The 25,981-nt window shown below is 74.0% G+C and carries 19 protein-coding genes; 5 read left to right on the top strand and 14 right to left on the bottom strand.

Annotated elements, in window-relative coordinates; translation table 11 throughout:
• Positions 1–135: 135 nt before the first annotated feature.
• Positions 136–933 (bottom strand): lipoyl(octanoyl) transferase LipB, encoded by a 798-nt coding sequence (lipB, locus tag OIE12_RS09100; protein ID WP_329133572.1) that lies wholly within the window; start codon positions 931–933, stop codon positions 136–138.
• Between the two features lie 436 nt (positions 934–1,369).
• Between lipB and OIE12_RS09095 the strand changes: the two genes are divergently transcribed.
• Positions 1,370–2,809, top strand: coding sequence for a regulator (locus tag OIE12_RS09095; protein WP_329133570.1), 1,440 nt, complete (start codon positions 1,370–1,372; stop codon positions 2,807–2,809).
• A gap of 286 nt (positions 2,810–3,095) precedes the next feature.
• Here OIE12_RS09095 and OIE12_RS09090 read toward each other — a convergent pair whose 3' ends face one another.
• Positions 3,096–4,523, bottom strand: a complete 1,428-nt coding sequence (locus OIE12_RS09090) for an FAD-dependent oxidoreductase (RefSeq protein ID WP_329141802.1) — start codon at positions 4,521–4,523, stop codon at positions 3,096–3,098.
• A 347-nt stretch (positions 4,524–4,870) separates the two neighbouring features.
• Positions 4,871–5,827 carry a TIGR01777 family oxidoreductase gene (locus OIE12_RS09085; RefSeq protein ID WP_329133568.1) on the bottom strand — a complete coding sequence of 319 codons (957 nt, stop codon included), beginning with the start codon at positions 5,825–5,827 and terminating at the stop codon, positions 4,871–4,873.
• A 123-nt stretch (positions 5,828–5,950) separates the two neighbouring features.
• Between OIE12_RS09085 and OIE12_RS09080 the strand changes: the two genes are divergently transcribed.
• Positions 5,951–6,475 carry a GNAT family N-acetyltransferase gene (locus OIE12_RS09080; RefSeq protein WP_329133566.1) on the top strand — a complete coding sequence of 175 codons (525 nt, stop codon included), beginning with the start codon at positions 5,951–5,953 and terminating at the stop codon, positions 6,473–6,475.
• 16 nt (positions 6,476–6,491) lie between these two features.
• Here the strand turns inward: OIE12_RS09080 and OIE12_RS09075 are convergent, their stop codons facing one another.
• Positions 6,492–7,676, bottom strand: coding sequence for a MarP family serine protease (locus OIE12_RS09075; RefSeq protein WP_329133565.1), 1,185 nt, complete (start codon positions 7,674–7,676; stop codon positions 6,492–6,494).
• Between the two features lie 248 nt (positions 7,677–7,924).
• On the opposite strand from OIE12_RS09075, the gene OIE12_RS09070 reads away from it, so the two are divergent.
• Positions 7,925–8,998, top strand: coding sequence for a peptidoglycan recognition protein family protein (locus OIE12_RS09070; protein ID WP_443053782.1), 1,074 nt, complete (start codon positions 7,925–7,927; stop codon positions 8,996–8,998).
• A gap of 24 nt (positions 8,999–9,022) precedes the next feature.
• Here OIE12_RS09070 and OIE12_RS09065 read toward each other — a convergent pair whose 3' ends face one another.
• The 7 genes from OIE12_RS09065 to OIE12_RS09035 all read right to left on the bottom strand — a co-directional run bounded on the left by OIE12_RS09065 (position 9,023) and on the right by OIE12_RS09035 (position 19,952).
• Entirely contained in the window at positions 9,023–9,541 is a 519-nt protein-coding gene (locus tag OIE12_RS09065; RefSeq protein ID WP_329141798.1) for a DUF4240 domain-containing protein, read from the bottom strand.
• A 68-nt stretch (positions 9,542–9,609) separates the two neighbouring features.
• Complete coding sequence (locus OIE12_RS09060; protein WP_329133562.1) at positions 9,610–10,605, bottom strand: helix-turn-helix transcriptional regulator; 996 nt, start codon at positions 10,603–10,605, stop codon at positions 9,610–9,612.
• A 243-nt stretch (positions 10,606–10,848) separates the two neighbouring features.
• Positions 10,849–13,551, bottom strand: a complete 2,703-nt coding sequence (aceE, locus tag OIE12_RS09055; RefSeq protein WP_329133560.1) for a pyruvate dehydrogenase (acetyl-transferring), homodimeric type — start codon at positions 13,549–13,551, stop codon at positions 10,849–10,851.
• Between the two features lie 479 nt (positions 13,552–14,030).
• Positions 14,031–14,654 carry a GntR family transcriptional regulator gene (locus OIE12_RS09050; protein WP_329133558.1) on the bottom strand — a complete coding sequence of 208 codons (624 nt, stop codon included), beginning with the start codon at positions 14,652–14,654 and terminating at the stop codon, positions 14,031–14,033.
• 254 nt (positions 14,655–14,908) lie between these two features.
• Positions 14,909–16,714 carry a 2-oxoglutarate dehydrogenase, E2 component, dihydrolipoamide succinyltransferase gene (gene sucB / locus OIE12_RS09045; RefSeq protein ID WP_329133556.1) on the bottom strand — a complete coding sequence of 602 codons (1,806 nt, stop codon included), beginning with the start codon at positions 16,712–16,714 and terminating at the stop codon, positions 14,909–14,911.
• A 57-nt stretch (positions 16,715–16,771) separates the two neighbouring features.
• On the bottom strand, positions 16,772–18,160 hold the full coding sequence (gene lpdA, locus OIE12_RS09040) for a dihydrolipoyl dehydrogenase (protein ID WP_329133554.1): 1,389 nt from the start codon (positions 18,158–18,160) through the stop codon (positions 16,772–16,774).
• A gap of 253 nt (positions 18,161–18,413) precedes the next feature.
• Positions 18,414–19,952, bottom strand: coding sequence for a leucyl aminopeptidase (locus OIE12_RS09035; RefSeq protein ID WP_329133552.1), 1,539 nt, complete (start codon positions 19,950–19,952; stop codon positions 18,414–18,416).
• Between the two features lie 372 nt (positions 19,953–20,324).
• On the opposite strand from OIE12_RS09035, the gene OIE12_RS09030 reads away from it, so the two are divergent.
• Positions 20,325–21,140, top strand: coding sequence for an endo alpha-1,4 polygalactosaminidase (locus OIE12_RS09030; RefSeq protein ID WP_329133550.1), 816 nt, complete (start codon positions 20,325–20,327; stop codon positions 21,138–21,140).
• 21 nt (positions 21,141–21,161) lie between these two features.
• Here OIE12_RS09030 and OIE12_RS09025 read toward each other — a convergent pair whose 3' ends face one another.
• A complete protein-coding gene (locus OIE12_RS09025; RefSeq protein ID WP_329133548.1) occupies positions 21,162–21,947 on the bottom strand; it encodes an adenosylcobinamide-GDP ribazoletransferase in 786 nt (261 codons plus the stop codon).
• Between the two features lie 107 nt (positions 21,948–22,054).
• On the opposite strand from OIE12_RS09025, the gene OIE12_RS09020 reads away from it, so the two are divergent.
• Positions 22,055–22,828 carry a hypothetical protein gene (locus tag OIE12_RS09020; protein WP_329133546.1) on the top strand — a complete coding sequence of 258 codons (774 nt, stop codon included), beginning with the start codon at positions 22,055–22,057 and terminating at the stop codon, positions 22,826–22,828.
• A 36-nt stretch (positions 22,829–22,864) separates the two neighbouring features.
• Here OIE12_RS09020 and OIE12_RS09015 read toward each other — a convergent pair whose 3' ends face one another.
• Both OIE12_RS09015 and OIE12_RS09010 read right to left on the bottom strand, forming a co-directional pair.
• Complete coding sequence (locus OIE12_RS09015; protein ID WP_329133544.1) at positions 22,865–24,757, bottom strand: phosphatidylglycerol lysyltransferase domain-containing protein; 1,893 nt, start codon at positions 24,755–24,757, stop codon at positions 22,865–22,867.
• Positions 24,758–24,824: 67 nt separating this feature from the next.
• Positions 24,825–25,898 carry a class I SAM-dependent methyltransferase gene (locus OIE12_RS09010; RefSeq protein ID WP_329133542.1) on the bottom strand — a complete coding sequence of 358 codons (1,074 nt, stop codon included), beginning with the start codon at positions 25,896–25,898 and terminating at the stop codon, positions 24,825–24,827.
• Positions 25,899–25,981 lie beyond the last annotated feature (83 nt).

The raw sequence follows: 25,981 nt of genomic DNA, 5'->3' as shown, positions 1-25,981 counted from the left end.
GTCCTGAACCGGTTCGGGCTCCATAGGGGCGCGGGGAACTGCGCAATCTTTCAGGGGGGTCCGGGGGCACAGCCCCCGGGGACGGGAAGGGTAAGGGCGGCGGGGACGAAAAACCCGACCCAGCCCCACGCACCCCTACACCGACGCCCGCTCCACCACCCTCGGCTTCAACTCCGCGTGCTCCAGAACCTCCCGCAGATGCCGCTCCACCACCGGCAGCACCTCCGCGATGGTCACGTCCCGCCCCAGTTCGCTCGCCAGGGACGCGACCCCCGCGTCACGGATCCCGCACGGAATGATCCGGTCGAACCACGTCGCGTCCGGATTCACGTTCAGCGCGAACCCGTGCATCGTGACGCCCTTGGCGACCCGGATCCCGATGGCGGCGACCTTCCGGTCCTCCCGCCGCTGCCCCGCGTTCGACGGCGCGTACTCCGGCCCGTTCAACCGCGGATCGAACTCCTCGTCCGTCAGCCGGGGGTCGAAGTCCAGCGACAGCCCCCCGAGCGCGGGCCGCTGCTCGACGGGATCGCCCAGCACCCAGACCCCGCTGCGCCCCTCCACCCGCGTCGTCTCCAGACCGAACTCCGCGCACGTACGGATCAGCGCCTCCTCCAGCCGCCGCACGTGCGCCACGACGTCCACCGGGCGCGGCAGCTTCTGGATCGGATAGCCGACGAGCTGTCCGGGCCCGTGCCAGGTGATCTTGCCGCCGCGGTCCACGTCGATGACGGGCGTGCCGTCGAGCGGGCGTTCGCTGTCCTCCGTGCGCCGGCCGGCGGTGTAGACCGGCGGGTGCTCCAGGAGCAGCACGGTGTCGGGAACCTCGTCGGCGAACCGCGCCGCGTGCACCCGGCGCTGCTCGTCCCACGCCTCCTGGTACTCCACGGCATCCGGGCCGAACCCCATATGGACGAACCGCACCTCACCCACGGCGAGCGCCTCCCTCAGCGAACTGTGTCGGGCGCGTGCACCGCGCCCAAGCCACTGTACGTCCGTGCGAAAGCGACCCCCGGAGAGGGCCGAACGGGGGGCGCGCGGGGGGTGTGCGGAGGGCGCGGCGAGGGCGTGCGGGCGGTGCGGCGAGGGCGTGCGGGCGGTGCGGCGAGGGCGTGCGGGCGGGCCGCCGCGCCGCCGCCCGCTCCCGTTGCGTCAGCCGGTCGGGCGCATCCTCACACGATCGGATGAATGGGCGCCGAAGTGTGCGATCAGTCGCTCACTCTCCGCTACATTCGCGCCGACGGCAGCAGACGTACGCAGGAAGTGAGCGCCAAAACGGCTGCTCAGAGGCGATCCGGGCAGCTCGCGAAGTCCCCGCGGACAGCGCGCGGCCCCGGACGGCACCGGAAGGCAGGAGACCGCACCGCAGATGACGGAACGACCCGCGCAGCGCACCCCCAACCGCCAGCTCGCCGCACTCATCGCAGAAGCGGGGTTCTCCAACGCAGGTCTGGCCCGTCGTGTGGACCAGCTCGGCCTCGAACACGGACTCGACCTCAGATACGACAAGACCTCCGTCACCCGCTGGCTGCGCGGCCAGCAGCCCCGCGGCACCACGCCCGCGCTCATCGCCGAGGTCTTCACCCGGCGGCTGGGCCGCAGGCTCAGCGCCCAGGACCTCGGGCTCGACGCGTGCGCCCCCGTCTACGCCGGTCTGGAGTTCGCCGCGACGCCGGAGGAGGCCGTCGACATCGTCGGCGGGCTGTGGCGCAAGGACTCCGGCAGCCATGCCGAGCTCCGCAAGATCGCCTTCACCCCGGCCGGTCTCGTCGTCCCCAGCCGGGACTGGCTGATCGGCCGCGCCGACGACCGGGTCGCCCACGGCGAGCCCGGCCCCGTACGGCTGCCCGCGCAGGGCCGCCCGGCGGTGCCGCGCCAGCGCGGGCACTCCGAGCGCGGTCCCGGCCAGCGGGTCACCGGTGGCGACATCGCCGCGCTGCGCTCGGTCGGCGAGCTGTTCCGCACCCTCGACCACGCCTACGGCGGCGGCCACGCCCGCCAGGCCCTCGTCCGCTACCTCGAACACGAGGTCGAACCGATGCTGCGCGGCACGTACGGGGAGCAGACCGGACGCCGTCTGTTCGCCGCCGCGGCCGACCTCACCCGGCTGGCCGGGTGGACCTCGTACGACATCGGGGCGCACGGACTCGCGCAGCGCTACTTCGTCCAGGCGCTGCGGCTGACGCAGGCGGCCGGCGACCGGGTCTACGGGGCGTACGTCCTGGTGACGATGAGCAGGCAGGCCATCTACCTGGGCCATGGCCGGGAGGCCGTACAGCTCGCCCGTGTCGCGCAGCAGGGCGCCGTCAACACCGCGCCGCCCGCCGTGCAGGCGCTGCTGCACGCGGTCGAGGCGCGCGGGCACGGGGTGCTCGGGGAGGTGCGGGCGTGCACGGCCTCGCTCGTCCGGGCCGAGCGGGCCCTTGAGGCGAGCCGGCCCGGGGACGACCTTCCCCCCTGGGCCCGCTTCTTCGACGAGGCCCAGCTCGCCGACGAGTTCGGCCACTGCCACCGGGATCTGCAGCAGTACCGTGCGGCCGTGCAGCACGCGGAACGCTCGCTGCAGCTGCGGCCGGTCGCGTTCGCGCGCAGCCGGTTGTTCTGCCGGGTGGTGCTCGCCTCGGCCCGGCTGGGCCTCGGCGAGCTGGACCAGGCCTGCCAGTTGGGCGCGGAGGCCGCCGCGCAGGCGTCGGAGATGCGGTCGGTGCGGGCGGTGGAGTACGTACGGGACTTCGAGCGCCGGCTCGAGCCGTACCGGGATGCGGCGCCCGTGCGGGGCTACCGCGACCGCGTGGGCGTACTCCAGTAGCCCTCCGTGCGGCCCCGCCCCCCCGGGCGGGGCTCGGGCGCCCTCCGGGCGGGGGGGTCGGGTGCGTTGGCGGGTGCGGGTGCGTCGTGGCTAGTCGCGCAGTTCCCCGCGCCCCTCAAAGGCGGGGGGCGCGCCCCGGTTCTTTAGGGGCGCGGGGAACTGCGCGAGAAGCCCCACCGGCCGTCGGCCGACAACGCACCCCCGGGGTCCAAGGGGCGGAGCCCCTTGAAGGGATGGGACGGGTAGGGGCGGCGGGGGCGAGACAAAGGCCCCCGCCACCACCGCGCTACGCCGCCGTCTCCAAACGGCGGCCTGCCGGCCGCGAGGCCCAGGCGGCCGCATCCGCGAGCACCGCCCGCGCCGCCCTCCGGGCCGAGTGAAGCTCCCCCTGGAGCCCACTCACCCCCCGGTGGTCGCCGCACACGTACAGCCCCGACAACACCCGCACCGGCCGCCGCACATCATGCGGCACCCCCATCCCCGGCACCGCCTCCGCGTCATGATGCACCGCCAGCAACTCCCACCGCCGCGTGGACGTCCGGTACATCCGCCCCAACTGCGCCCGCGCCTCCGCGTCCAGCACCCCCGGCCCCGCCGGATCCGCCGGCCGCCCGAGCACCACGGACGTGACCAGCGCCCGCCCCACCGGCGCCCGCCCCGGATCCACCTGACTGATCACCGCCGTGTGCGCCACCGGCCCACCCCGGTCGGCGTCCAGCAGCAGCACCGGCTCGGCGAGCGGCGGCTCGTCGGTGGTGTGGTGCAGCACCGTCACCGCGTGGTGCGCCGGCACCCGCAGCCCGGGCAGCAGCGCGGCCGCGGACCGCGCCCCCGTCGCCAGGACGACCGCCCGGCAGTCCACCTCGCCCAGCTCCCGCGTGGTCACCGAGGTCGTGGACACCGCCGTCACGCGCACCCCCGTACGGACCGACCCCGGCGGCAGCCCGGCCGCCAGCAGCTCCGGCAGGGCGTCCGCGCCACCCTCCGGCAGACACAGCCGCCCCGTCACGAAGGCGTGCAGCGCGAGGTCGGCGCAGCGGCTGGACGACGTCAGCGCCGGGTCGCCGAGCAGCGCGGCCAGCAGCGGCCGCAGGAACCCCTCGACCGCGGCGGCCGGCAGCCCGTACCCGGAGAGGGCCTGGGCGGTGGGGAGTTGTGGCCGGGACAGCAGCCGCTCGGGCGGTGTGGCCGCCAGCCGGGCCAGCACCGTGGCCAGCCGCGCGCGCTCCGCCGCCCCGCCCAGCGGACCGGGCGCGGGCCGCGACGGCCGGCCGCGGTGAAGCGGCTGCGGACGCGCGGCCCTGGGGGCGCTTGCGAGGGCGCGTACGGCCGTGAGCGCGCCCCTCGTTCCCCGTACCGCGCTCAGGGCGGCGCCCCGGCGCACCACCCGCCGGGCGGCCGCGGGCAGGAACGACTCCCCGGCCCGGTGGTGCCGGCCCTCGCTGTGCAGCAGCACCCCGGGGGCGAACGTCCGCAGGGACAGCGTTTCGAGCCCCGGGGTGCGGGCCAGCTCCGGGTACGAGGTGCACAGGAGCCGGCCCGTACGGTCGAGGCGGAAGCCGTCGACCTTCTCGCTGGTCATCCGGCCGCCGACACCGCCGGCCGCCTCCAGGACGAGGACGCTCAGCCCCGCCCGGGTCAGATGGTGGGCCGCCGCGAGCCCGGCGACCCCGGCCCCCACGACGACGACGTCGACGGCGTCCCCGCGGTCCATGGCGTCCGTGACCTCGGTGATGTCCACCGTGTCCGTGATGCCTGGGGCGTTCATGGTGCCTGGGACATCCATGATGCCCACGGGATCCGCGGCGCTCGGACCGTCCGCGGTGTTGACGATGTGCGCATCCGCCTGGTGCACCGGCTCAAGCACGTGCCCTCCTCGAGGTCGCGCGGCTGCTGGGGACGTGATGCCCCCAACAGGCTCAAGGAATACGCGAGTTCGGCACGAGGGTAGGCGGCGGCGGGAAGCACGGCAGGGGGCACGGGGGCCTCGTGAGGGTGCACGGGGGCGCTCTCCGGGGGAGCCGGGCGCCCCCCTCACTGCGCCCCCCTTCCCGCCCCGGGTCAGTCCGTGCGGCGCAGCGCCGCCCGCAGCGCGTCCTCGATCCCCGGGAACGCGAAGCGGAAGCCCGACTCCAGCAACCGCGTCGGCAGCACCCGCTGACTGGTCAGGATGTCGCCCGCCATGTCGCCGAGCGCCAGCCGCAGCAGCGCCTCGGGCGTCGGCACCAGCGTCGGCCGGTGCAGCACGCGCCCCATCGCCCGGGTGATCTCCGCGTTGGTCAGCGGCGTCGGCGCGGTCAGGTTGACCGGACCGGACAGCGACCCGGTGTCCAGGGCGTGCCGCAGCGCGGCCACCTCGTCGTGCAGGGAGATGTAGCTCCAGTACTGCCGCCCGTTCCCCATCCGGCCGCCGAGCCCCGCCCGGAACAGCGGGAACAGCCGCGCCCACGCCCCGCCGCCGCGCGCCACCACCAGGCCGGTGCGCGCCAGCACCGTACGGATGCCGGCCTCCTGCGCCGGGGCCGTCGCCTCCTCCCACTCCACGCACACCGACGGCAGGAAGCCGTCCCCGGGCGGCGCCGACTCGTCCACCGCGCGGTCGCCCGTCGCGCCGTAGAAGCCCATCGCGCTGCCGTTGACGAACACGCGCGGCGGTTCCTCCAGCGCGGCCATCGCCTCGGCGAGCGTGGCCGTGCCCAGCACCCTGCTGTCGCGGATCCGCCGCTTGTACCCCTCCGTCCAGCGCCGTGAGGCGACCCCGGCCCCCGCGAGGTTCACCACCGCCGCGCAGCCGACGAGGCCGGCCGCGTCGATCCGCTGCTCCTCGGGGTCCCAGCGGACCTCGCCCGGACCGCGCGGCGCGCGCCGCACCAGCCGCAGGACCGTGTGGCCGTCCCTCTCCAGCGAGCGGGCCAGCGCCGAACCGATCAGCCCGGAGGCACCGGCGAGCGCGACGCGGGAACCGGCGGGGAGCGCGGAGTCGGCGGACGGCGGGGGAGGGGACGCGTCGGCTGTCATGCGTCCATCCTGCCCCGCCGTCCCGGAACCGTGCGCGCGCGGGGACCGGCGGCCGGCCGCGGGGCCCCGGCCGGGAACCACGCGCGCGACCCGTTGTCACACCCCGGCCGTACAGTGATCCACATGTCAGTTCCGCACCCGCCGCCGCGCATACGCCGGGCCACCCCCGCCGACGAGGACGCGCTCGGGCGGCTCGACCGCGCCACCTGGTCCACGCTGCACGCCGTCCAGCCCCGGCCGCAGCCGCCGTACGAGCCGTTCTACACCGAGCGGTTCGGGCCCCGGGACCACCTCGTGGCCGAGTCCGGCGAACACACGGACGGACGCATGGACGGACACATAATCGGCTACCTCCGCATCGGCTTCCCGACCTCGCTCGCCGCCAACGCGCATGTGCGGCAGATCCTCGGGTTCGTCGTCGCGGAGGAGGCGCGCGGGACCGGTGTCGGCCGGGCGCTGCTGCGGGCCGCGGCGGAGGAGGCCCGGCGGCAGGGCGCCCGCCGCCTCACCCTGCGCGTTCTCGGGCACAACACCCCCGCCCGGCGGCTCTACGAGTCGGAGGGGTTCGTCGTCGAGGGGGTGCTCCCGGGGGAGTTCCTGCTCGACGGAAAGTACGTGGACGACGTCCTCATGGGCCGGAAGCTGTAGCCGCCGCGCCGGGCGGTCACGACTCCGTCAGGTCGCCGGTGTCCACCGCCGTCGTGCGGTTCCTCGCGTCGCGGGCGTCGTCCGCGACCTCCTTCGCGGTGAGCACGTACCCCGTCTCCGCGTCCGAGGTGGAGCGCGCGAACACCACCCCGTACACCCGGCCGTCGGTGCTCAGCAGCGGGCCGCCGGAGTTGCCGGGCAGCACCGTGGAGCGGACGGAGTAGATCTGCCGGGTGACGGTGCCGGTGTTGTAGATGTTCCGGCCCGTCGCCTCGATCGTGCTCGCGACCGTGGCCGCCCGCAGGTTCAGCCCGCCGTCCTGCGGATAGCCGGCCACCACCGCCGGGTCCCCGCGCCCCGCCGTGTCGTCGAAGCGGAGCGCGGGGGCGGTCAGCTCCGGCACGTACAGCACCGCCACGTCCCTGTCCGGGTCGAACAGCACCACCCGGGCCGCGTACACCGTGCCGACCCCGCCCACGCGGACCGAGGGGTCGTCGATGCCCGCCACCACGTGGGCGTTGGTCATCACGTGCCGGGGCGCGTAGACGAAGCCGCTGCCCTCACGGCCCTGGTCGCCCGCGACGCCCTCGACCTTCACGGTGCTCGACGTGGCCGCCTTCGTGGCGCGCGCCGTGACGTTGTCGCCGGAGGGCTCGGCCACGCCCGCCGTCGGCTCGTTCTCGAACGGGTTGAACACCTGCGGGAAGCCCGCCTCCGTGAGCGCCGTCGTGGCCCGCGAGAACCACGACGGGGTCGTCTCCGGCATGACGTCCTGCACCGCGCCCAGCAGCGCCGAGTTGCGGATCGAGGAGGAGACCACCGTGGACGACGAGGCGCCGACGACGCTCGCCGCCACCCACGCCACCAGCAGGACGGCCACGGTGTTGGCCGCCGCCCCGCCGACCCCGTCCGCCACCCGCAGCGCCCCCTGGTCCAGCTCGCCGCGCAGCCGCAGGGCCAGCCGGCCCGCCAGCTCGTGCCCCACGGCGGCCGGCACCAGCAGCGTCAGCACCGCCGTCAGGGTGGCCATGGGGGTGCCCCGGGTGACCAGCTCCATGACCCACGGCAGCACCCACACGCCGATCACGGCACCGGCCACGAAGCCGGCCAGCGACACACAGCCGGCGACCAGCCCGCGCCGGTAACCGGACGCCGCGTAGGCCAGGATCACCAGCAACAGCACTACGTCGAGCAGGTCCACATGGCCGCCTTTCTCTCGGGCCGCCCCCCTTGGCACGCACCGGGCGCACCTCTCGGTACGCACCGGGCGCACCCCTGAGTACGTGCCCGCCACGCCCGTTGATCAGGCCCGGAGCCATCCGTACGGCACCGGTGCCCGCACCCTTCGAAAACGCTCCCGGACACGACGATGGTTCCACCGGGTGGCGCGGCACACATCTGGCAGCGCACGCGTCGCGGGGTCGGCGGAGGCGGGTGAGGGTGGGGACCATGCGTGTGGTCCGAGGAACGCGCGGGCGCCTGCGGGCGAGAACGCGCGGCAGGCACAGACATCGCGCCGGACACGACGACGGGTTCGGTGGCGCATTCGGCAGCGGTGTTCACGACGCCGGACACGGCGACGGGTTCGGCACCGGGGTTCACGACGCCGGACACGGCGACGGCGGGTACGACGCCGGGCACGGCCGTTCCCACGACGCCGGGGACGGCGGCGGGTACGGGCAGTGGCGTTCGTCCCACGAGGCGTACCGCCGGACGTACCGCCGGCCCGCCGTGCGGCGCCGGCGGTCCGGGCACCGCCGTACCCGGCGTGCCCTGGTGCTGCTGCTCGGCTGTCTGCCCGGTGCCGCCGTCGCGCTCGTCCTGGCGTTCTGCGCGGTCGGCGCCGCCCCCACCGGCGCCCGGTCCGCGCACCCCGTCCCCACCCGGCATCCGGCCACCGCCCCCGCGCACCCCGCCGTCCGCCCGGCCATCGTGCCGCGCTCGCGCTGGGCCGGCGAGGGCCTGCCCGCACAGCCGCCCCCGCGCTACGACGACCGGGTCGTCGCGATCTTCGTCCACCACACCGACTCGCCCAACGGCTACGACTGCGCCGACGCGCCCCGCATCATCCGCGCCCTCTACCAGGGCCAGACCGCCGCCCGGCAGTGGGACGACATCGGCTACAACTTCCTCGTCGACCGCTGCGGCACCATCTACGAGGGCCGGGCCGGCGGCGTCGACCGCCCCGTCACCGGCGCCCACACCCAGGGCTTCAACCACCGCACCGCCGGCATCGCCGCGATCGGCACGTTCACCGCGGGCACCCCCGTGCCGCAGGAGATGACCGAGGCCATCGCCGCGCTCGCCGCCTGGAAGCTCGGCCTCTCCGACGTCGACCCGCGCTCCCGGGTCGCCCTCGTCTCCAGCAACGGCGGCAGCCGGTACGCCGCCGGGGCGACCGCGGTGCTCCCGGCGGTGGCCGGGCACGACGCGGGTTACCAGACGAGCTGCCCCGGCGCCGCGCTCTCGGCCCGGCTGGCGTGGATAAGGGAGCGGGCGGCACAGTTGCAGGGCCGCGGCTGAGCCGCAGGCGCGCCCGGGCCCGGGTCAGTCGCCGAAGCGGGTCCACAGGGAGGGGTAGCGGCGGGCCAGGGCGGCCTCGTCCTCGAAGTCCTGCGGTGTGCCCTCGGGTTCGTCGGGCGCGGGCGGCAGCCCGAGGTCCGGGGCGACGACGCCGGTGAGCTGCTCGTACGCCTCGTCGGCCGCGTAGCCGAGCTCCTCGCCGTCGCCGTCGACGCGTTCGTCGAAGTCGTCCAGGAGTTCGGCGAGGGAGTCCGGGTCGTGCAGGGCGCCCTCGAAGACCTCGCGGCCCTGGCCGATCAGCCAGCAGCGGAAGTAGTCGAAGGCGTCGTCGCTCGCCCCGCCGAGCAGCAGCCAGGCGGCGCCCCACAGGTCCCAGCGGTAGGCCCGGTTGTAACGGGCCTCGAAGTGGCGGGCGAAGTCCAGCACCGCCTCCGGGTCCAGCCGGAGGAGCCGCTCCACCAGCAGGTCGGCGTGCTCCTCCGGGTCACCCCCGGCGGCCTCGCGGGTGGTGTCCACCAGCTCCCAGAACTCCGTCTCGTCCATCACGCCCCCAGCATCTGCCCTGGGCGGGCGGTACGCACGTCGGTCGCGCGGTCGCTTCCCGGCTGTCGTCAGGCGTAGAGGGCCGCGAGGCGGCGGGCGTCGGCGGCGAGGCGGCGGCGCAGGGAGGCGGGGGCCAGTACCTCCGCCTCCGGGCCCAGCGCGGTGAGCTGGGCGTGGGCGACCTCCTCCGACTCCACCGGCAGGGTCAGGGTGACGTGGCCGTCCGGGCCGTCCCGGCCGGTCGCCTCCGCCAGCGCGTGGCGGGCTGAGGCGGGGTCGACGACATCGGGGAGCAGGCGGGCGCCCTCGGGGGAGAGGCGTACGACGACCTGCGTGCGGAGGATCGAGCGCGCGAACTCCGCGGCGTGCTCCGCCCAGAAGGCGGGCAGGTCGAAGCTCTCGTCGCGGGTGAAGCGGTCCTCGTCGGGCGCCGTCGGGGTGACCGCCGTGAAGCGGTCGAGCCGGTACACGCGGAACGGTCCGCCGTCCGGGGCGGTGACGCGGGCGCACAGATACCAGGCGCCCGCCTTCAGGACGAGGCCGTACGGTTCCAGCTCCCGTTCGACCTCGTCGTCCTCCGGGCGGCGGCGGTAGCGGGCGGTGATGCGGCGGTCGTCCCAGACGGCCTCCGCGATCGCCGGGAGCAGGTCGGGGGTGCGGGGGTCCCTGAACCAGGCGGGGGCGTCGAGGTGGAAGCGCTGGGCGGCCGTGCGGGGGGTGTCCCGGAGGGAAGGGAGGAGGGCGGCGGAGACCTTCAGGCGGGCGGCGGAGGCGGCGTCGGCGAGGCCCATGTCGCGGAGGGGGCCGGGGAGGCCGGAGAGGAAGAGGGCCTCGGCCTCGGTGCGGGCGAGGCCGGTGAGGCGGGTGCGGTAGCCGTGGAGGAGGTGGTAGCCGCCGGTGCGGCCGCGGTCGGCGTAGACGGGGATGCCGGCCTCGGACAGGGCCTGGGCGTCGCGGGCGACGGTGCGCTCGGAGACCTCCAGCTCGCGGGCGAGCTCGGCGGCGGTCATGGTGGGGCGCCCCTGCAGGAGCAGCACCATTCTGATGAGCCTGGCGGCACGCATGGGTTCATTTTGGCGCGGGTGGGGCTGGGGGGCTGCCTTTTCCTCGCCCCCGCCGCCCCTACCCTTCCCGTCCCCGGGGGCAAGCCCCCGGACCCCCAAAAGATGCGCAGTTCCCCGCGCCCCTGATCAGGGGCGCGGGGAACTGCGCACGGGGTCAAAGGGGCGGAGCCCCTTGAGGACGGGACGGGTAGGGGCGCCGGGGGCGAAGGAAACCGCCCCCGGCCGCCCCCACCCTCCGCCGAATTACAACCCGTACCGCTCCCGCGCTTCCTTCACCGCCGTGGCCTTGACCTCGCCCCGGCGGGCGAGGTGCGCCAGCGCCGCGACGACGATCGACTCCGCGTCGACGCCGAAGTGGCGGCGCGCGGCCTCACGCGTGTCGGAGAGGCCGAACCCGTCCGCGCCCAGCGACGCCCAGTCCTGCTCGACCCACTGAGCGATCTGGTCGGGAACCTGCCGCATGTAGTCGGAGACGGCCAGCACGGGACCCTGCGCCCCGTGCAGCGCCCGCCGCACGAACGGCACCCGCTCCTCGCCCCGCAGCAGCGCCGCGTCCGCCTCCATCGCGTCGCGCCGCAGCTCGGTCCAGGACGTCGCGGACCACACGTCCGCCGCGACACCCCACTCCTCGGCGAGCAGCCGCTGCGCCTTCAGCGTCCAGTGGATCGCCGTGCCCGAGCCGAGCAGCTGGATGCGCGGGGCGTTCGCCACCGTGGTCAGCCCGGCCGACTCCGCCGTGTTGAAGCGGTACAGGCCCTTGACGATGCCCTCGTCGATGCCGGGCGTCGCCGGCTTCGCGGGCTGCGGCAGCGGCTCGTTGTAGACGGTGAGGTAGTAGAAGACGTTCGGGTCCTCACCCGGCGCCGCCTCGCCGAACATCCGGCGCATACCGTCCTTGACGATGACGCCGAGCTCGTAGGCGAACGCCGGGTCGTACGTCAGTGCCGCCGGGTTGGTCGCGGCGATCGCCGGCGAGTGGCCGTCGGCGTGCTGCAGGCCCTCGCCCGTCAGCGTCGTCCGGCCGGCCGTGGCGCCGACGAGGAAGCCGCGGCCGAGCTGGTCGCCGAGCTGCCACATCTGGTCGCCGGTGCGCTGCCAGCCGAACATCGAGTAGTAGATGTAGAACGGGATCATCGTCTCGCCGTGCGTCGCGTACGACGTCGAGGCGGCGATGAACTCGGCCATGGCGCCGGCCTCGGTGATCCCCTCGTTGAAGATCTGGCCGTTCTTCGCTTCCTTGTAGTACATGAGCTGGTCGCGGTCGACCGGCTCGTACGTCTGGCCCTTGGGCGAGTAGATGCCCAGGGACGGGAAGAGCGACTCCATGCCGAAGGTGCGCGCCTCGTCGGGGACGATCGGCACCCAGCGCCTGCCGGTCTCCTTGTCGCGGACGAGGTCCTTGACCAGGCGGACGAAGGCCATCGTCGTGGCGACGGACTGTGAGCCGGAGCCCTTGTCGAAGGCGGTGAACGCCTTGTCGGCGGGCATCGGCAGCGGCCCGACCGGGTGCACCCGGCGGGAGGGGGCCGGGCCACCGAGGGCCGCGCGGCGCTCCTGGAGGTAGCGGACCTCGGGGGCGTCGGCGCCGGGGTGGCCGTAGGGGACCACGCCGTCGACGAACTGCGCGTCCGAGATCGGCAGGTCCAGACGGTCGCGCATGTCCTTGAACTGCTCGACCGTCAGCTTCTTCATCTGGTGGTTGGCGTTCTTCGACGCGAAGCCGTCACCGAGGGTGTGGCCCTTGACGGTCTGGGCGAGGATCACCGTCGGCGCGCCCTTGTGCGCGAGGGCCGCCCGGTAGGCGGCGTAGACCTTGCGGGCCTCGTGGCCGCCGCGCGAGAACTGGAAGCACTCGATGATCTTGTCGTCGCTCAGCAGCTTCGCCATCTCGACGAGCGCCGGGTCCTTGCCGAAGAAGTCCTCGCGGATGTAGGCGGCGTCGCGCGTCTGGTACGTCTGCACCTGCGCGTCCGGTACCTCGCGGAGCCGGCGGACCAGCGCGCCCGTGGTGTCCAGCCGGAACAGCTCGTCCCAGGCGGTGCCCCACAGGGTCTTGACCACGTTCCAGCCGGCGCCCCGGAAGAGGGACTCCAGCTCCTGCACGATCTTGAAGTTGGCGCGCACCGGACCGTCGAGCCGCTGCAGGTTGCAGTTGATGACGAAGGTCAGGTTGTCCAGGCCCTCGCGGGAGGCGAGGGTGAGCGCGGTGGTGGACTCCGGCTCGTCCATCTCGCCGTCGCCGAGGAACGCCCAGACGTGGGAGTTGCTCAGGTCCTTGATGCCGCGGCTGGTCAGATAGCGGTTGAACCGCGCCTGATAGATCGCGGAGATCGGGCCGAGGCCCATGGAGACGGTGGGGAACTCCCACAGCCAGGGCAGTCGGCGCGGGTGCGGGTACGAGGGCAGACCGTTGCCGCCGGCCTCGCGGCGGAAGTTGTCCAGCTGCGTCTCGCTGAGCCGCCCGTCCAGGAAGGCGCGGGCGTAGATGCCGGGGGAGGCGTGGCCCTGGATGTACAGCTGGTCGCCGGAGCCGTCGCCCTCCTTGCCGTGGAAGAAGTGGTTGAAGCCGGTCTCGTACAGCCAGGCGGCCGAGGCGAAGGTGGCGATGTGGCCACCGACGCCGTACTTGCTGCCGCGGGTCACCATCGCGGCCGCGTTCCAGCGGTTCCACGCGGTGATGCGCTGCTCCAGCGCCTCGTCGCCTTCCACGGCGGGCTCGGCGGCGGTGGGGATGGTGTTGACGTAGTCCGTCTCGAGGAGCTGCGGCAGCGAGACGCCGGCTCCCTCGGCGCGCTCCAGGGTGCGACGCATCAGATAGGCCGCACGGTGCGGGCCGGCCGCCTCCGCGACCGCGTCCAGGGAGGCCTGCCATTCGGCGGTCTCCTCCGGGTCCCGGTCCGGGAGCTGGTCGAGCGCGCTCGGCTGGATGGCGTTGGGGTCGGTCATGTCGCCGCCTTCCTCAGTCGAAGGGGGTTCCCTCATCGGTAAGGGTTCGGGTGTGCCCTTGGTCTTTGGCAGGACAGGGCGGTGGGCTTCGGTGCTGTGACACCATGCGGTTTCGCCGCGCGGCCCAACGGTGACTGTAACTCCCTGATCGATGATCGATCAAAGGGTTGAGGGGCAAAACATCTTGATTCCGAGAAAGTCGGCACGGGGTGTCTCCGACGGTGGCACGGGGTGACGGTTCCCTCCGGGGGTTTGCGCAGGTGACAGGGGGTGCCCCTCGTCGACCCCGGGCGCGCGGGAGAGCTCGGGGGGTGGGGTTCGTTGGCGGGTGCGGCTGCGTCGTGGCTGGTCGCGCCCGCGCGGCGGAGCCGCATATCGACACAGTCCCGCGCCCCTAAAAGCCGGGGGCGCCCCCAGCTTTATAGGGGCGCGGGGAACTGCGCGAATGGCCCCCACGGCCCGCGGCCGACGACGAACCCCTACGCGCGCGGTGCGCAGCCCAATACGTGGGACTTGACCAGGTCCGCGATCCTCGGGTCACGACGACGGAACGCCGCGACCAGCTCCTCGTGTTCCTCCGCGTACGACTGCTGCACCGTCCCCAGCCACCGTATCGACAGTGCCGTGAACACCTCGATGCCCAGCCCCTCCCACGTGTGCAGCAGCACCGAGTTACCGGCCGCCCGCACCAGCTCCCGGTGGAAGCCGACCGTGTGCCGCACCTGCCCCGTGCCGTCGGCCATCCGGTCGGCCGCGTACAGCGCGGCCACGTGGGGTTCGAGCGCGGAGCAGTCCAGCGCCAGCCGCTCCGCCGCCAGCTCCGCGGCGATCGCCTCCAGGCCGGCCCGTACGGGGTAGCTCTCCTCCAGGTCCGCCGCCGTCAGGTTCCGCACCCGGACGCCCTTGTTCGGCGCGGACTCGATCAGCCGCAGCGACTCCAGCTCCCGCAGCGCCTCCCGCACGGGAGTCTGGCTGACCTCCAGCTCCGTGGCGATCCGCCGCTCCACGATCCGCTCGCCCGGCTTCCAGCGCCCGCTGACGATCCCCTCCACGATGTGCTCGCGGATCTGTTCGCGCAGCGAGTGGACGACGGGCGCGGTCATGAGGGCTCCGTAGGTTGCTGGACGGCCCGGACAGGACCGTCGGGCCCCCGGGGCGTTTGACGTTTAGACAATAAGGCCGTACGCGCCGCGCGGAAGGGCGCACGGGGGCGCTCACCCGCAGGTGAGACGAGACGCACACGCCGTTGCCGGATGCAACGACCCGCACGGCGGCCCGGACGGCGCCGACAACGACGGTGCCCCCGCCCGGAGTGTTCCGGGCGGGGGCACCGTGTGCACCGATCAGGCGTTGAGGATCAAAGGCCCAGCTCGACCTCGAACTCGCCCGCCTCCAGGATCGCCTTGACCGCGGTCAGGTAACGGGCCGCGTCGGCGCCGTCCACCAGACGGTGGTCGTAGGACAGCGTCAGGTACGTCATGTCGCGGACGCCGATGACCGTACCCTCCTCCGTCTCGATGACGGCCGGGCGCTTGACCGTGGCGCCGATGCCGAGGATGGCGACCTGACCCGGCGGCACGATGATCGTGTCGAACAGCGCGCCGCGCGAGCCGGTGTTGGAGATGGTGAAGGTCGCGCCGGACAGCTCGTCCGGGGTGATCTTGTTGGCCCGGACCTTGCCCGCGAGCTCGGCGGTGGCCTTGGCGATACCGGCGATGTTGAGGTCGCCCGCGTGCTTGATGACCGGGGTCATCAGGCCCTTCTCGGAGTCCACCGCGATCCCGATGCTCTCGGAGTCGAAGTAGGTGATGGTCCCCTCGGCCTCGTTGATCTTGGCGTTGATGACCGGGTGGGCCTTCAGCGCCTGGGCCGCCGCCTTGACGAAGAACGGCATCGGGGAGAGCTTGACGCCCTCGCGCGCCACGAAGGAGTCCTTCGCCTGGGCGCGCAGCCGCATCAGCCGGGTGACGTCGACCTCGACCACCGAGGACAGCTGGGCCTGCTCGTGCAGGGCCTTGACCATGTTGTCGCCGATGACCTTGCGGATCCGCGGCATCTTCACGGTCTGGCCGCGCAGCGGGGAGACCTCGAGCTTCGGGGCCTTCTTCGCCGTCGACGGGGCGGCAGCGGCGGCCGGCGCCGGGGCGGCGGCCTTCGCGGCCTCGGCGGCGGCGAGCACGTCCTGCTTGCGGATCCGGCCGCCGACGCCGGTGCCCTTGACGGAGCCCAGGTCGACGCCGTTCTCGGCGGCGAGCTTGCGCACCAGCGGGGTCACGTAGGCGCCGTCGCCACCGGCGGTCGCGGCCGGAGCCGGGGCCGGGGCGGGAGCCGGAGCCGGGGCGGCCGGGGCCGGCGCGGGGGCCGGGGTCTCCTGGACCTGCGGGGCCGGCGTGGTCGGCGCCTGCGGGGCGGGCGCCGGGGCGGCGGCCTGCGGAGCCGGGGCGGGAGCCGGGGCCGGGGCCGGCGCGGGCGCCGGGGTGGGCTCGGGCTGGGCCGGGGCGGCGGGGGCGGCCGGCGCCGCCGCCGGGGCGGCACCCGGCTGACCGATGACGGCCAGCTTCGCGCCGACCTCGGCCGTCTCGTCCTCGCCGACCACGATCTCGAGCAGCACGCCGGAGGCGGGCGCCGGGATCTCGGTGTCGACCTTGTCCGTGGAGACCTCGAGCAGCGGCTCGTCGGCCTCGACGGACTCGCCGACCTCCTTCAGCCAGCGGGTCACCGTGCCCTCGGTGACCGACTCGCCGAGCGCCGGGAGCACCACGTCGGTGCCCTCGGCGGAACCGCCGCCGGCGGCGGCCTCGGGGGACGGCGCCGGGGCGGGCGCGGCCTGCTCGGTGGAGGGCGCGGCCGCGGCGGGCTGGGGCGCGGGCTCGGGCTGCGGCTCGGGCTCGGCGGCGGGCGCGGGAGCCGCGGCCGGGGCGCCGGAGCCGTCGTCGATGACGGCCAGCTCGGCGCCGACCTCGACCGTCTCGTCCTCGGCGACCTTGATGGAGGACAGCACACCGGCGGCCGGCGAGGGGATCTCGGTGTCGACCTTGTCGGTCGACACCTCGAGCAGCGGCTCGTCGGCCTCGACGCGCTCGCCCTCGGCCTTCAGCCAGCGGGTGACAGTGCCCTCGGTGACGCTCTCACCGAGCGCCGGAAGGGTTACGGAAACCGCCATGGTTTCGGTTGCTCCTTAACGGAAGTGCGGAAGTCTGTTGTCGTCGACCGAGGGTGGTCAGTCGTGGGCGTGCAGCGGCTTGCCGGCCAGGGCCAGGTGGGCCTCGCCGAGCGCCTCGCTCTGCGTCGGGTGGGCGTGGATGAGCTGGGCCACCTCGGCCGGCAGCGCCTCCCAGTTGTAGATCAGCTGGGCCTCGCCGACCTGCTCGCCCATGCGGTCGCCCACCATGTGCACGCCGACCACCGCACCGTCCTTGACCTGGACGAGCTTGATCTCGCCCGAGGTCTGGAGGATCTTGCTCCGGCCGTTGCCGGCCAGGTTGTACTTCAGGGCGACGACCTTGTCCGCACCGTAGATCTCCTTGGCCTTGGCCTCGGTGATGCCCACGGAGGCGACCTCGGGGTGGCAGTACGTCACCCGGGGGACACCGTCGTAGTCGATCGGCACGGTCTTCAGACCGGCCAGCCGCTCCGCCACCAGGATGCCCTCGGCGAAGCCGACGTGCGCGAGCTGGAGGGTCGGGACCAGGTCGCCGACGGCGGAGATGGTGGGCACGTTGGTGCGCATGTACTCGTCGACGAGGACGTAGCCGCGGTCCATGGCGACCCCGGCCTCCTCGTAGCCCAGGCCCTGCGAGACCGGGCCGCGGCCGATGGCGACGAGGAGGACCTCGGCCTCGAACTCCTTGCCGTCGGCGAGGGTGACCTTGACACCGTCCTGGGTGTACTCCGCCTTCTGGAAGAAGGTGCCCAGGTTGAACTTGATGCCGCGCTTGCGGAAGGCGCGCTCCAGCAGCTTGGAGGAGTTCTCGTCCTCGACCGGGACGAGGTGCTTCAGACCCTCGACGATCGTCACGTCGGTGCCGAAGGACTTCCACGCGGAGGCGAACTCGACGCCGATGACGCCGCCGCCCAGGATGACTGCGGACTTCGGCACGCGGTCCAGCACGAGGGCGTGGTCGGAGGAGATGATCCGGTCGCCGTCGATGTTCAGGCCCGGCAGCGACTTCGGCACGGAGCCGGTCGCCAGCAGGACGTGCCGGCCCTGGATCCGCTGTCCGTTGACATCCACCGAGGTCGGGGAGGACAGCCGGCCCTCACCCTCGATGTACGTCACCTTGCGGGAGGCGACCAGGCCCTGCAGGCCCTTGTACAGGCCGGAGATGACCCCGTCCTTGTACTTGTGGACGCCCGCGATGTCGATGCCCTCGAAGGTCGCCTTGACGCCGACGGCCTCGCTCTCGCGGGCCTGGTCGGCGATCTCGCCCGCGTGCAGCAGGGCCTTGGTGGGGATGCAACCCCGGTGCAGGCAGGTACCGCCGACCTTGTCCTTCTCGATCAGGGCGACGTCCAGGCCCAGCTGCGCCCCGCGCAGGGCCGCGGCGTAACCACCGCTACCACCGCCGAGGATCACTAGGTCGAAAACGGTGCTGGCGTCGTTCGCCACGTCACGTCCTCCATGCATGTGCGCCACCGGTCGTCGGTGACCGGCTGACGGCTGGTGTCCGGCCGCTCGTTCTTCGGCCCTCGGATGGGGCCCTGTCCTGCCGTGCCCCATCTTCGCACTTGTCGCCGCGGTACGAGACGCGGGGCTGGGGTGTGAGACACCCCACGCTCACTTGTGACCGAGCCGGGGCCTCACGTGTGACCGCGCACGGAGGGGCCCGCACGAGGCGGGCCCCTCCGTGCGCGGGCGGGACTCAGCCCAGGTCGCCCGCCGCCGTCAGCTCCGCGAGCCGGACCAGCGTGCGCACGGCCGTACCCGTGCCGCCCTTCGGGGTGTAGCCGAACGGGGCGCCCTCGTTGAACGCGGGACCGGCGATGTCCAGGTGCGCCCAGGTGATGCCCTCGCCCACGAACTCGCGCAGGAAGAGACCGGCGAACAGACCGCCGCCCATCCGCTCGCCCATGTTCGAGAGGTCGGCGACCTGGGAGTCCCCGGCCTTGCGCAGGTGCTCCGGCAGCGGCATCGGCCAGGCCGGCTCGCCGACCTCCTCGGCCGCCTCGTGCACCGCGGAGCGGAAGGCGTCGTCGTTGGCCATGACACCAAAGGTGCGGCTGCCCAGCGCCAGCATCATCGCGCCGGTCAGCGTGGCCACGTCGACGATCGCGTCCGGCTCCTCCTCGGAGGCCGCCCACAGCGCGTCGGCGAGCACCAGCCGGCCCTCGGCGTCGGTGTTGAGGACCTCCACCGTCTTGCCGCTGTACATGCGCAGCACATCACCCGGGCGGGTGGCGGAGCCGGAGGGCATGTTCTCGGCGAGCGCCAGCCAGCCGGTGACCTTGACGTCGAGGCCGAGCCGCGCGGCCGTGACGACGGCGGCGAACACGGCGGCGGCGCCGGCCATGTCGCACTTCATCGTCTCGTTGTGGCCGGCCGGCTTGAGCGAGATGCCGCCCGAGTCGTAAGTGATGCCCTTGCCGACGAAGGCGAGGTGCTTGGCCGACCGGGCGCCCTTGGCGGGGGTGTACGACAGCTTCACCAGACGCGGCGGGACGGCGGAGCCGACGCCGACGCCGAGGATGCCGCCGTAACCGCCCTTGGCGAGCGCCTTCTCGTCGAGCACCTGGATCTTGAGGCCGTGCTCCTTGGCCGCGGTCTGCGCGAGCGCGGCGAACCCCTGCGGGGTGAGGTCGTTCGGCGGGGTGTTGACGAGGTCGCGGGCGCGGTTGAGCTCCTCGGCGACGGCGGTGGCCCGGGCGAGCGCGGCCTTGTGGGCCTTGTCGCGGGACTTGCCGCCGAGCAGGGTGGCCTCCGCGAGGGGGGCCTTGCCGTTCTTGGCGTTCTTCCCGCCCCGGCCCGTCTCCTTGTACGCGTCGAAGGCGTACGCGCCGAGCAGCACGCCCTCGGCGACGGCACCGAGGTCGGCGGCGTCGGTGAGGGGGAGCGCGAAGGCGGCCTTGCGGGAGCCGGCGAGCGCGCGGGCGGCGGTGCCGGCGGCGCGGCGGAGGGTCTCCGCGGAGTACGACGCGTCCTGCTCGGGCTCGGGGCCCAGGCCGACGGCCACGACGACGGGGGCCTTGAAGCCGGCGGGGGCCGGCAGCTTCGTCACCTCGCCCTCGGCGCCGGTGGCGCCGAGGGTCTCGAGCACGGTGGCGAGTGTGCCGTCGTACGCCGTGTCGACGGCTTCGGCGCCCGGTGCGACGACCGGGCCTCCGGTGCCCTTCGCGACACCGACCACGAACGCGTCGGCGCGGAGGCCGGACGCGGTGGCGGTGCTGAGAGTGAGAGCAGTCACGGTGGTGAATTCTCGCTTCCGTTTAAGTGTTCTGTGGCCGAACGGATGGGGTCGACCGCCCGGTGTAGACCCTAGATCCGCGGTGCGCACTGGCCCCGACCGGCCCGGTCATGTGCCACGCCGCAGCCTACGCGCCGGTCTCGCCCCAAGAGGGTTTCGCCCCCGCCGCCCCTACCGCCCTTCCCGTCCCTTCAAGGGGCTCCGCCCCTTGGACCCCGTGCGCAGTTCCCACCCACCCGCACTCCCCACTCAACCCCACCCACCCGAGCTCTCCGGGGTCCAAGGGGCGGAGCCCCTTGTCAAGGACGGGGAGGGTAAGGGCGGCGGGGGCGGAAAACCCTTCGGTTCCCCCAACCGGTAGGTTTGGGGATCATGATTCGTCCGGGTTCGCGGCCCGTGCTGCTCGCGCTTCTCCTCACCCTCCTCACCGCCTGCGCCCCCGCGCACGACAACGCCAACGGCAACGACACGGACAAGGACACCGGCGGAGCCGTCTGGCACCCCGCCCCCGCCACTCCCTGGCAGTGGCAGCTCAGCGGCCACCTCGACACCACCGTCGACGCCCCCGTCTACGACATCGACGGCTTCGACCACCCCACCTCCACCGTCGCCACCCTCCACCACGCCCACCGCAAGGTGATCTGCTACCTCTCCACCGGCGCCTGGGAGGACTTCCGCCCGGACGCGGACGAGTTCCCCAAGTCCGTCCTCGGCCGCGGCAACGGCTGGAAGGGCGAACGCTGGCTCGACATCCGCCGCACCGACCTCCTCGAACCCCTCATGTCCGCCCGCCTCGACATGTGCGCCAAGAAGGGCTTCGACGCCGTCGAACCCGACAACATGGACGGCTACAGGAACCGCACCGGCTTCGACCTCACCGCCACCGACCAGCTCCGCTACAACCGCCTGATCGCCAGGCTGGCCCACGAGCGCGGCATGGCCGTCGGCCTGAAGAACGACCTCGACCAGATCCCCCGCCTCGTCGGCGACTTCGACTTCGCGGTCAACGAGCAGTGCGCCCAGTACGACGAGTGCGACAAGCTCAAGCCGTTCATCGCGGCCGGCAAGGCGGTCTTCCACGTCGAGTACGAGCTGTCGACCGACGACTTCTGCGCGCGGTCCCGGAAGCTGAGGCTGAGCTCCCTGCGCAAGCACTACGCCCTGGACGCCTGGCGCAAGGCCTGCTGAGCCGGGCCGGGAACCGGGAAGTCACCCCAGCGACAGCACCACCAGCGCCGCCGTCCCCGCCGTCTCCGCGAGCGCCCCGAAGACGTCCCCCGTCACCCCGCCGAACCGCCGCACGCAGTGCCGCAGCAGCGGCTCGGCGGCCCCGACGGCGAGCGGCACCGCCAGCCCCGTACGGACGGCGTCGTACGTCCCGCCCAGCGCGGCCCCGACCGCGACGGCCAGGATGGTCGTGGCGGCGGCCACCCACAGCGCCGCATCCCGCGGCACCGTCCCCGCCACCGCCGCGCCCAGCCCCTCCGGGCGGGCCGCGGGCACCCCCCGCCGTGCGGCCAGGGTGAGCGCGAGCCGGGCCGCCGCCGCCGACACCGCCGCCGCGACCAGCCCCCGCTGCCACGAGGCGCCGTACGCCTGGGCGAGCGCGGCGACCTGACCGAGCAGCACCAGCAGCAGGGTGAGCACGCCGAACGGTCCGATGTCGGACCGCTTCATGATGTCCAGCGCCGCCGCGGCGGGCTTGCCGCTGCCGAGCCCGTCCGCGGTGTCGGCGAGCCCGTCCAGGTGCAGGCCCCGCGTCAGCGCGGCCGGTACGGCGACGGCGGCCACCGCGGCGAGCAGGGCACCCGCGCCCATCTGGACCAGCAGTGCCCCGAGCAACCCGGCCGCCGCGCCGACGGCCAGCCCGGCGAGGGGCGCGCAGAGCATCCCAGCCCGCGCGGCCTCCCTGTCCCACCGGGTGACGTGGACGGGGAACACCGTGAGGGTGCCGAAGGCGAAGCGGAGGCCGGTCGAGCGCGGGGTCGTGGACACCGGCGCAGGTTACCGGGCGGTCGCGAGACGCCGACAGGCCGTACGGCCCCGCACGGCCGCCGTACCGTCGCCGGGCCGCGAGCCCACGAAGTGAATAAAGTGCGCATATGGGACACTGGTGGGTCCGCAACATCGTCGAGCCGGGGAAGCAGCCCCTGCTGCTCGCGCTCGCCGCCTTCGTCCTGACCTTCCTGCTCACCCGCGTCGTCACCCGCATGATCCGGGCCGGCAAGGGCCCCTTCGGCAACGTCACCGCGGGCGGGACGCACATCCATCACGTGGTGCCCGGCGTCGTCCTCACCGTCCTCGGCGGCTTCGGCGCCGTCGCGAGCGGCAGGCACGGCTTCGGTTCCGGCACCTTCGCGGTGGTGTTCGGCGTCGGCGCGGGGCTGGTGCTCGACGAGTTCGCGCTGATCCTGCATCTGGACGACGTCTACTGGACCGAGGCCGGACGGCAGAGCGTGGAGGTCGTGGTGGTCACGGCGGCCCTGGTCGGGCTGGTCCTCGCCGGGTTCCTGCCGTTCGGCGTCAACGACATGACGGGCCAGGAGTTGCGGGACCGCGGCGGGGTCATCGTCAGCGTCGCCGTCAACTTCGCGTTCTCGCTGCTCGCCCTGAGCAAGGGCAAGGCGCGGCTCGCGCTGTTCGGAGTGATCGTGCCGCTGATCGCGCTCGTCGGAGCGGTCCGGCTGGCCCGCCCCGGCTCGTTCTGGGCCACCCGCTTCTACCGCCGCCGCCCGCGCGCCCGGGCCCGCGCCCGGCTGCGCGCCTACCGCCACGACCGGCGCTGGAACGGCCCCCGCCGCCGGCTCCAGGACTGGATCGCCGGCGCCCCGACCCCGCCGGACCCGCCACCGCCCACCCTCGGCCCCCGCCGTTGAAACGGGCTCAGCGCCCCCGGTCGGCATCGGGCCGGTTCAGCGCCGGGACGCCAGATGCCGTCTGTGCAGCCACTTCGGCAGCCCCGGAGCCTCCAGGAACCCCTCCGCGCGAGCCGCCGCGACCGCGATGCGCGGCAGGTCGGAGCTCTTCTCGAAGAGCACGAACCGCGGCTCCCAGATGGGCCGGTACTTCGCGTTGGCGCGGTACAGCGACTCGATCTGCCACCAGCGGGAGAAGAAGCTCAGCAGCGACCGCCACAGCCGCAGCACCGGCCCGGCACCCAGCCGGGCCCCGCGTTCGAAGACCGAGCGGAACATCGCGAAGTTGAGCGAGACCTGCGCGATCCCCAGCCCGGGGGCGGCCCGCAGCAGCTCGATCACCATGAACTCGATCAGCCCGTTGTCGCAGTCCCGCCCCCGCCGCATCAGGTCGAGGGAGAGCCCGCGCGGCCCCCACGGCACGAACGACAGCAGCGCCCGCAGCCGCCCGTCGGCGTCGGTGCACTCGACCATCACGCACCGCCCGTCCTCCGGGTCGCCGAGCCGCCCCAGCGCCATGCTGAAGCCGCGCTCGGTGGCGCCGTCGCGCCAGTCGTCGGCGCGGTGCAGCAGATACGCCATCTCGTCGGCCGGAATCTCCTCGTGGCGGCGGATCCGCACCCGGTGGCCCGCCCGCCGCACCCGGTTGTGCGCCTGGCGGACGGTGCGCATCGCGCGGCCCTCCAGGGTGAACTCGGCGGTCTCCACCAGCGCCTCGTCGCCCAGTTCGAGGGCGTCCAGGCCGTGCCGCGCGTACACCGTGCCGGCCTCCTCGCCCGCGCCCATCACCGCGGGGGTCCAGCCGTGCGCCCGGGCCTCGGCGAGCCAGGGCACGATGGCGCCCGGCCACGCCTCCGGGTCCCCGAGCGGATCGCCGGAGGCGAGGGAGACCCCGCCGACGACCCGGTAGGCCACCGCGGCCTTCCCGGTCGGCGACCACAGCACGCTCTTCTCCCGGCGCAGCGCGAAGTACCCGAGCGAGTCCCGCTCGCCGTGCCGCTCCAGCAGCGCGCGCAGCCGCCGCTCGTCCTCGGCGGTGAGCGGGTCGACGGCACGGCGGGCGCGGAACGCGGCGTGCACGACGGCCAGGATGAGCGCCGTACTGAGCACGTTGACGGCGACGTTGACCCAGTTGGGCGTCAGGATGCCGGGGAAGCGGGCGGTGTCGGCGGCGACCGAGATCAGCCGCAGGGTGCCGTAGTGCCAGCGCTCCCAGAACGTCGAACGGGCCGCGTCCGGTGCCCGGTTGGTGACCGTCACGAGCAGCGCGGCCAGCAGCGAGCTGCCGAGCAGCCCGACACCGGCGACGACCGCGGCGAGCCGGGGGTTGGACCGGTCCCCCTTGGCGTAGAACTCGCGCCGGCCGGCGAGCAGCGCGCCGACGAAGACGGCGGTGAGGACCAGGGAGACCCAGTTCTGCGGGGAACGACGAACCCCCGGGGAGGTCATGGCGAGGCCGAGCAGCACCAGGAAGGGCCCGGCGAGCGCCAGGTTGAGGATCCACGCGGCCCGCTTGCGGCGGCGCAGGGTGACGGCGAGGAACAGGGCAAGGACCCCGGAGGCGAAACCCGCCGTCAGCAGGTACGGCGTGAACAGGTCGGCGTGGTTGTGGCGCCGTACGTCCTGGCCGAGGGAGACCCAGACGGCGCTGAGCAGGTTGACGCACGCGACGAGCCGCACGTACCAGACGGCGAACGCGGCGGCCCGCCGTGCGAGCGCCGCCCGCCGCTCCGAGCCGAGACCCCACGGACCCCCGCGCCCCCACGCCGTACGGAGCCGGGAGACGGGACGGAACCGCAGCCGGGGGACCGGGCGGCGGGGCCGGGAGGCCGGACGGGGTGAGGGAACCGTACGGTCGTCGGTCCCCACATTGACTCGGGCATCTGCCATGAAACCGGATCATATCCGTGCGTCTCCGGCAGTACGTCCGCATCCCCTCTCTAGGACGACACGACCCTCAAGGGCGTTGCGCCACGATGCGGAAGGTGTTGGCAAAGCGGGTGTGCCGCAGCGCGGGCGCCAGCGCGTGGTCGACCGCCGCCCCCACCGCGACCAGCGGGGCCCCCGCCCCCAGCACCGCCCTGCGGACCGTGCGGGCCGGCGGCGACGGCGGTGCCGGCCGCCACGGGGTGTCCGGCGCCGGGGCCGCCCGGGACAGGGCCAGGGTCAGCGCCGCCGTCAGATCGCCGGGCACGTGCGACCAGGTCCGGTCCACCGCGAGGACCTCGCAGCCGCGCGCCGCGAGTTCCGCCGTCAGATTGCGCACCGTCGGCAGATGCAGTTGCCGCGGCTGGTCGTAGGGAACCCACCAGCGCCCCAGCAGCCGGGCGAACAGGCAGCCGGGGTCCGGGAGTTCGAGCAGCAGCCGGCCGCCCGGCCGCAGCACGGCGAGCGCGGCGCGCAGCTCGGCGCGCGGGCCCGGCACCCGCGGCAGATGGTGCAGCATGCTCACCACGTCGTAGCGGGCCCGCAGCCGCGCGACGACGTGCGGGTCGGTGAGGTGCCCGCGGTGCCCCTCCTCCACCCGCCCCTCGGCCCGCGCCCACTCCACCCGGCCCGTGGTGTCCAGGCCGTCGAAGGAGGTGTACGGGAAGAACTCCCGCGCCGCCGCCGGGAAGTGCCCGTACCCGGTGCCGACGTCCAGCCAGCTCTCCGGTTCGCCGTACGGCAGCATCGCCCGCGCGGCGGCCCGGTGCCGCCGCCGGGTGACCCGCGCGAGCCCCGGCCAGGGCGCCGACTCCCCGGCCTCCAGGGGGCTTTCGGCCAGGTCGCGGTGGTGGAAGGCGAGCCCCTCGGTGGAGAGCGGCGGGTTCTGGAAGGCGTGCCCGCAGTCCCGGCAGCCGTCGACGGTGAAGTGTCCGGGCCGGTGCCGCAGCAGGTCGGGCGTGCGTACCCGGGTGCGCAGCCGGCCCGAACCGCACCAGGGGCAGCTCTCGCGCCGGGGTCCGAGGAACTGCTCGATGCCCCGGGCGACTTCACCGAGGCACGCGGTCCGCCGCGCGGTGATCGCCTGCGAGGTGCTGCGGGACATGGGCGGCTCCTGGAAGGCGGAAATGCTCAGGTGCGAATGCTCAGGCATAAATGCGAGCAAAACGGAACGTATGGGATCGCGCT

The sequence above is a fragment of the Streptomyces sp. NBC_00670 genome, assembly GCF_036226765.1.
Taxonomy (GTDB): domain Bacteria; phylum Actinomycetota; class Actinomycetes; order Streptomycetales; family Streptomycetaceae; genus Streptomyces.
This window is presented reverse-complemented; position numbering and strand designations above follow the sequence as displayed.

What these genes read in the sequence shown, in the direction of transcription:
- OIE12_RS09050 (WP_329133558.1), bottom strand. Translation starts at nt 14,654, where the DNA reads ATGACCGCGCCCGTCGTCCACTCGCTGCGCGAACAGATCCGCGAGCAC.
- OIE12_RS09085 (WP_329133568.1), bottom strand. Translation starts at nt 5,827, where the DNA reads ATGACAGCCGACGCGTCCCCTCCCCCGCCGTCCGCCGACTCCGCGCTC.
- OIE12_RS09010 (WP_329133542.1), bottom strand. Translation starts at nt 25,898, where the DNA reads ATGTCCCGCAGCACCTCGCAGGCGATCACCGCGCGGCGGACCGCGTGC.
- aceE (WP_329133560.1), bottom strand. Translation starts at nt 13,551, where the DNA reads ATGACCGACCCCAACGCCATCCAGCCGAGCGCGCTCGACCAGCTCCCG.
- OIE12_RS09015 (WP_329133544.1), bottom strand. Translation starts at nt 24,757, where the DNA reads ATGGCAGATGCCCGAGTCAATGTGGGGACCGACGACCGTACGGTTCCC.
- OIE12_RS09080 (WP_329133566.1), top strand. Translation starts at nt 5,951, where the DNA reads ATGTCAGTTCCGCACCCGCCGCCGCGCATACGCCGGGCCACCCCCGCC.
- OIE12_RS09060 (WP_329133562.1), bottom strand. Translation starts at nt 10,605, where the DNA reads ATGCGTGCCGCCAGGCTCATCAGAATGGTGCTGCTCCTGCAGGGGCGC.
- OIE12_RS09065 (WP_329141798.1), bottom strand. Translation starts at nt 9,541, where the DNA reads ATGGACGAGACGGAGTTCTGGGAGCTGGTGGACACCACCCGCGAGGCC.
- OIE12_RS09070 (WP_443053782.1), top strand. Translation starts at nt 7,925, where the DNA reads ATGCGTGTGGTCCGAGGAACGCGCGGGCGCCTGCGGGCGAGAACGCGC.
- OIE12_RS09090 (WP_329141802.1), bottom strand. Translation starts at nt 4,523, where the DNA reads ATGGACCGCGGGGACGCCGTCGACGTCGTCGTCGTGGGGGCCGGGGTC.
- OIE12_RS09030 (WP_329133550.1), top strand. Translation starts at nt 20,325, where the DNA reads ATGATTCGTCCGGGTTCGCGGCCCGTGCTGCTCGCGCTTCTCCTCACC.
- OIE12_RS09095 (WP_329133570.1), top strand. Translation starts at nt 1,370, where the DNA reads ATGACGGAACGACCCGCGCAGCGCACCCCCAACCGCCAGCTCGCCGCA.
- OIE12_RS09020 (WP_329133546.1), top strand. Translation starts at nt 22,055, where the DNA reads ATGGGACACTGGTGGGTCCGCAACATCGTCGAGCCGGGGAAGCAGCCC.
- sucB (WP_329133556.1), bottom strand. Translation starts at nt 16,714, where the DNA reads ATGGCGGTTTCCGTAACCCTTCCGGCGCTCGGTGAGAGCGTCACCGAG.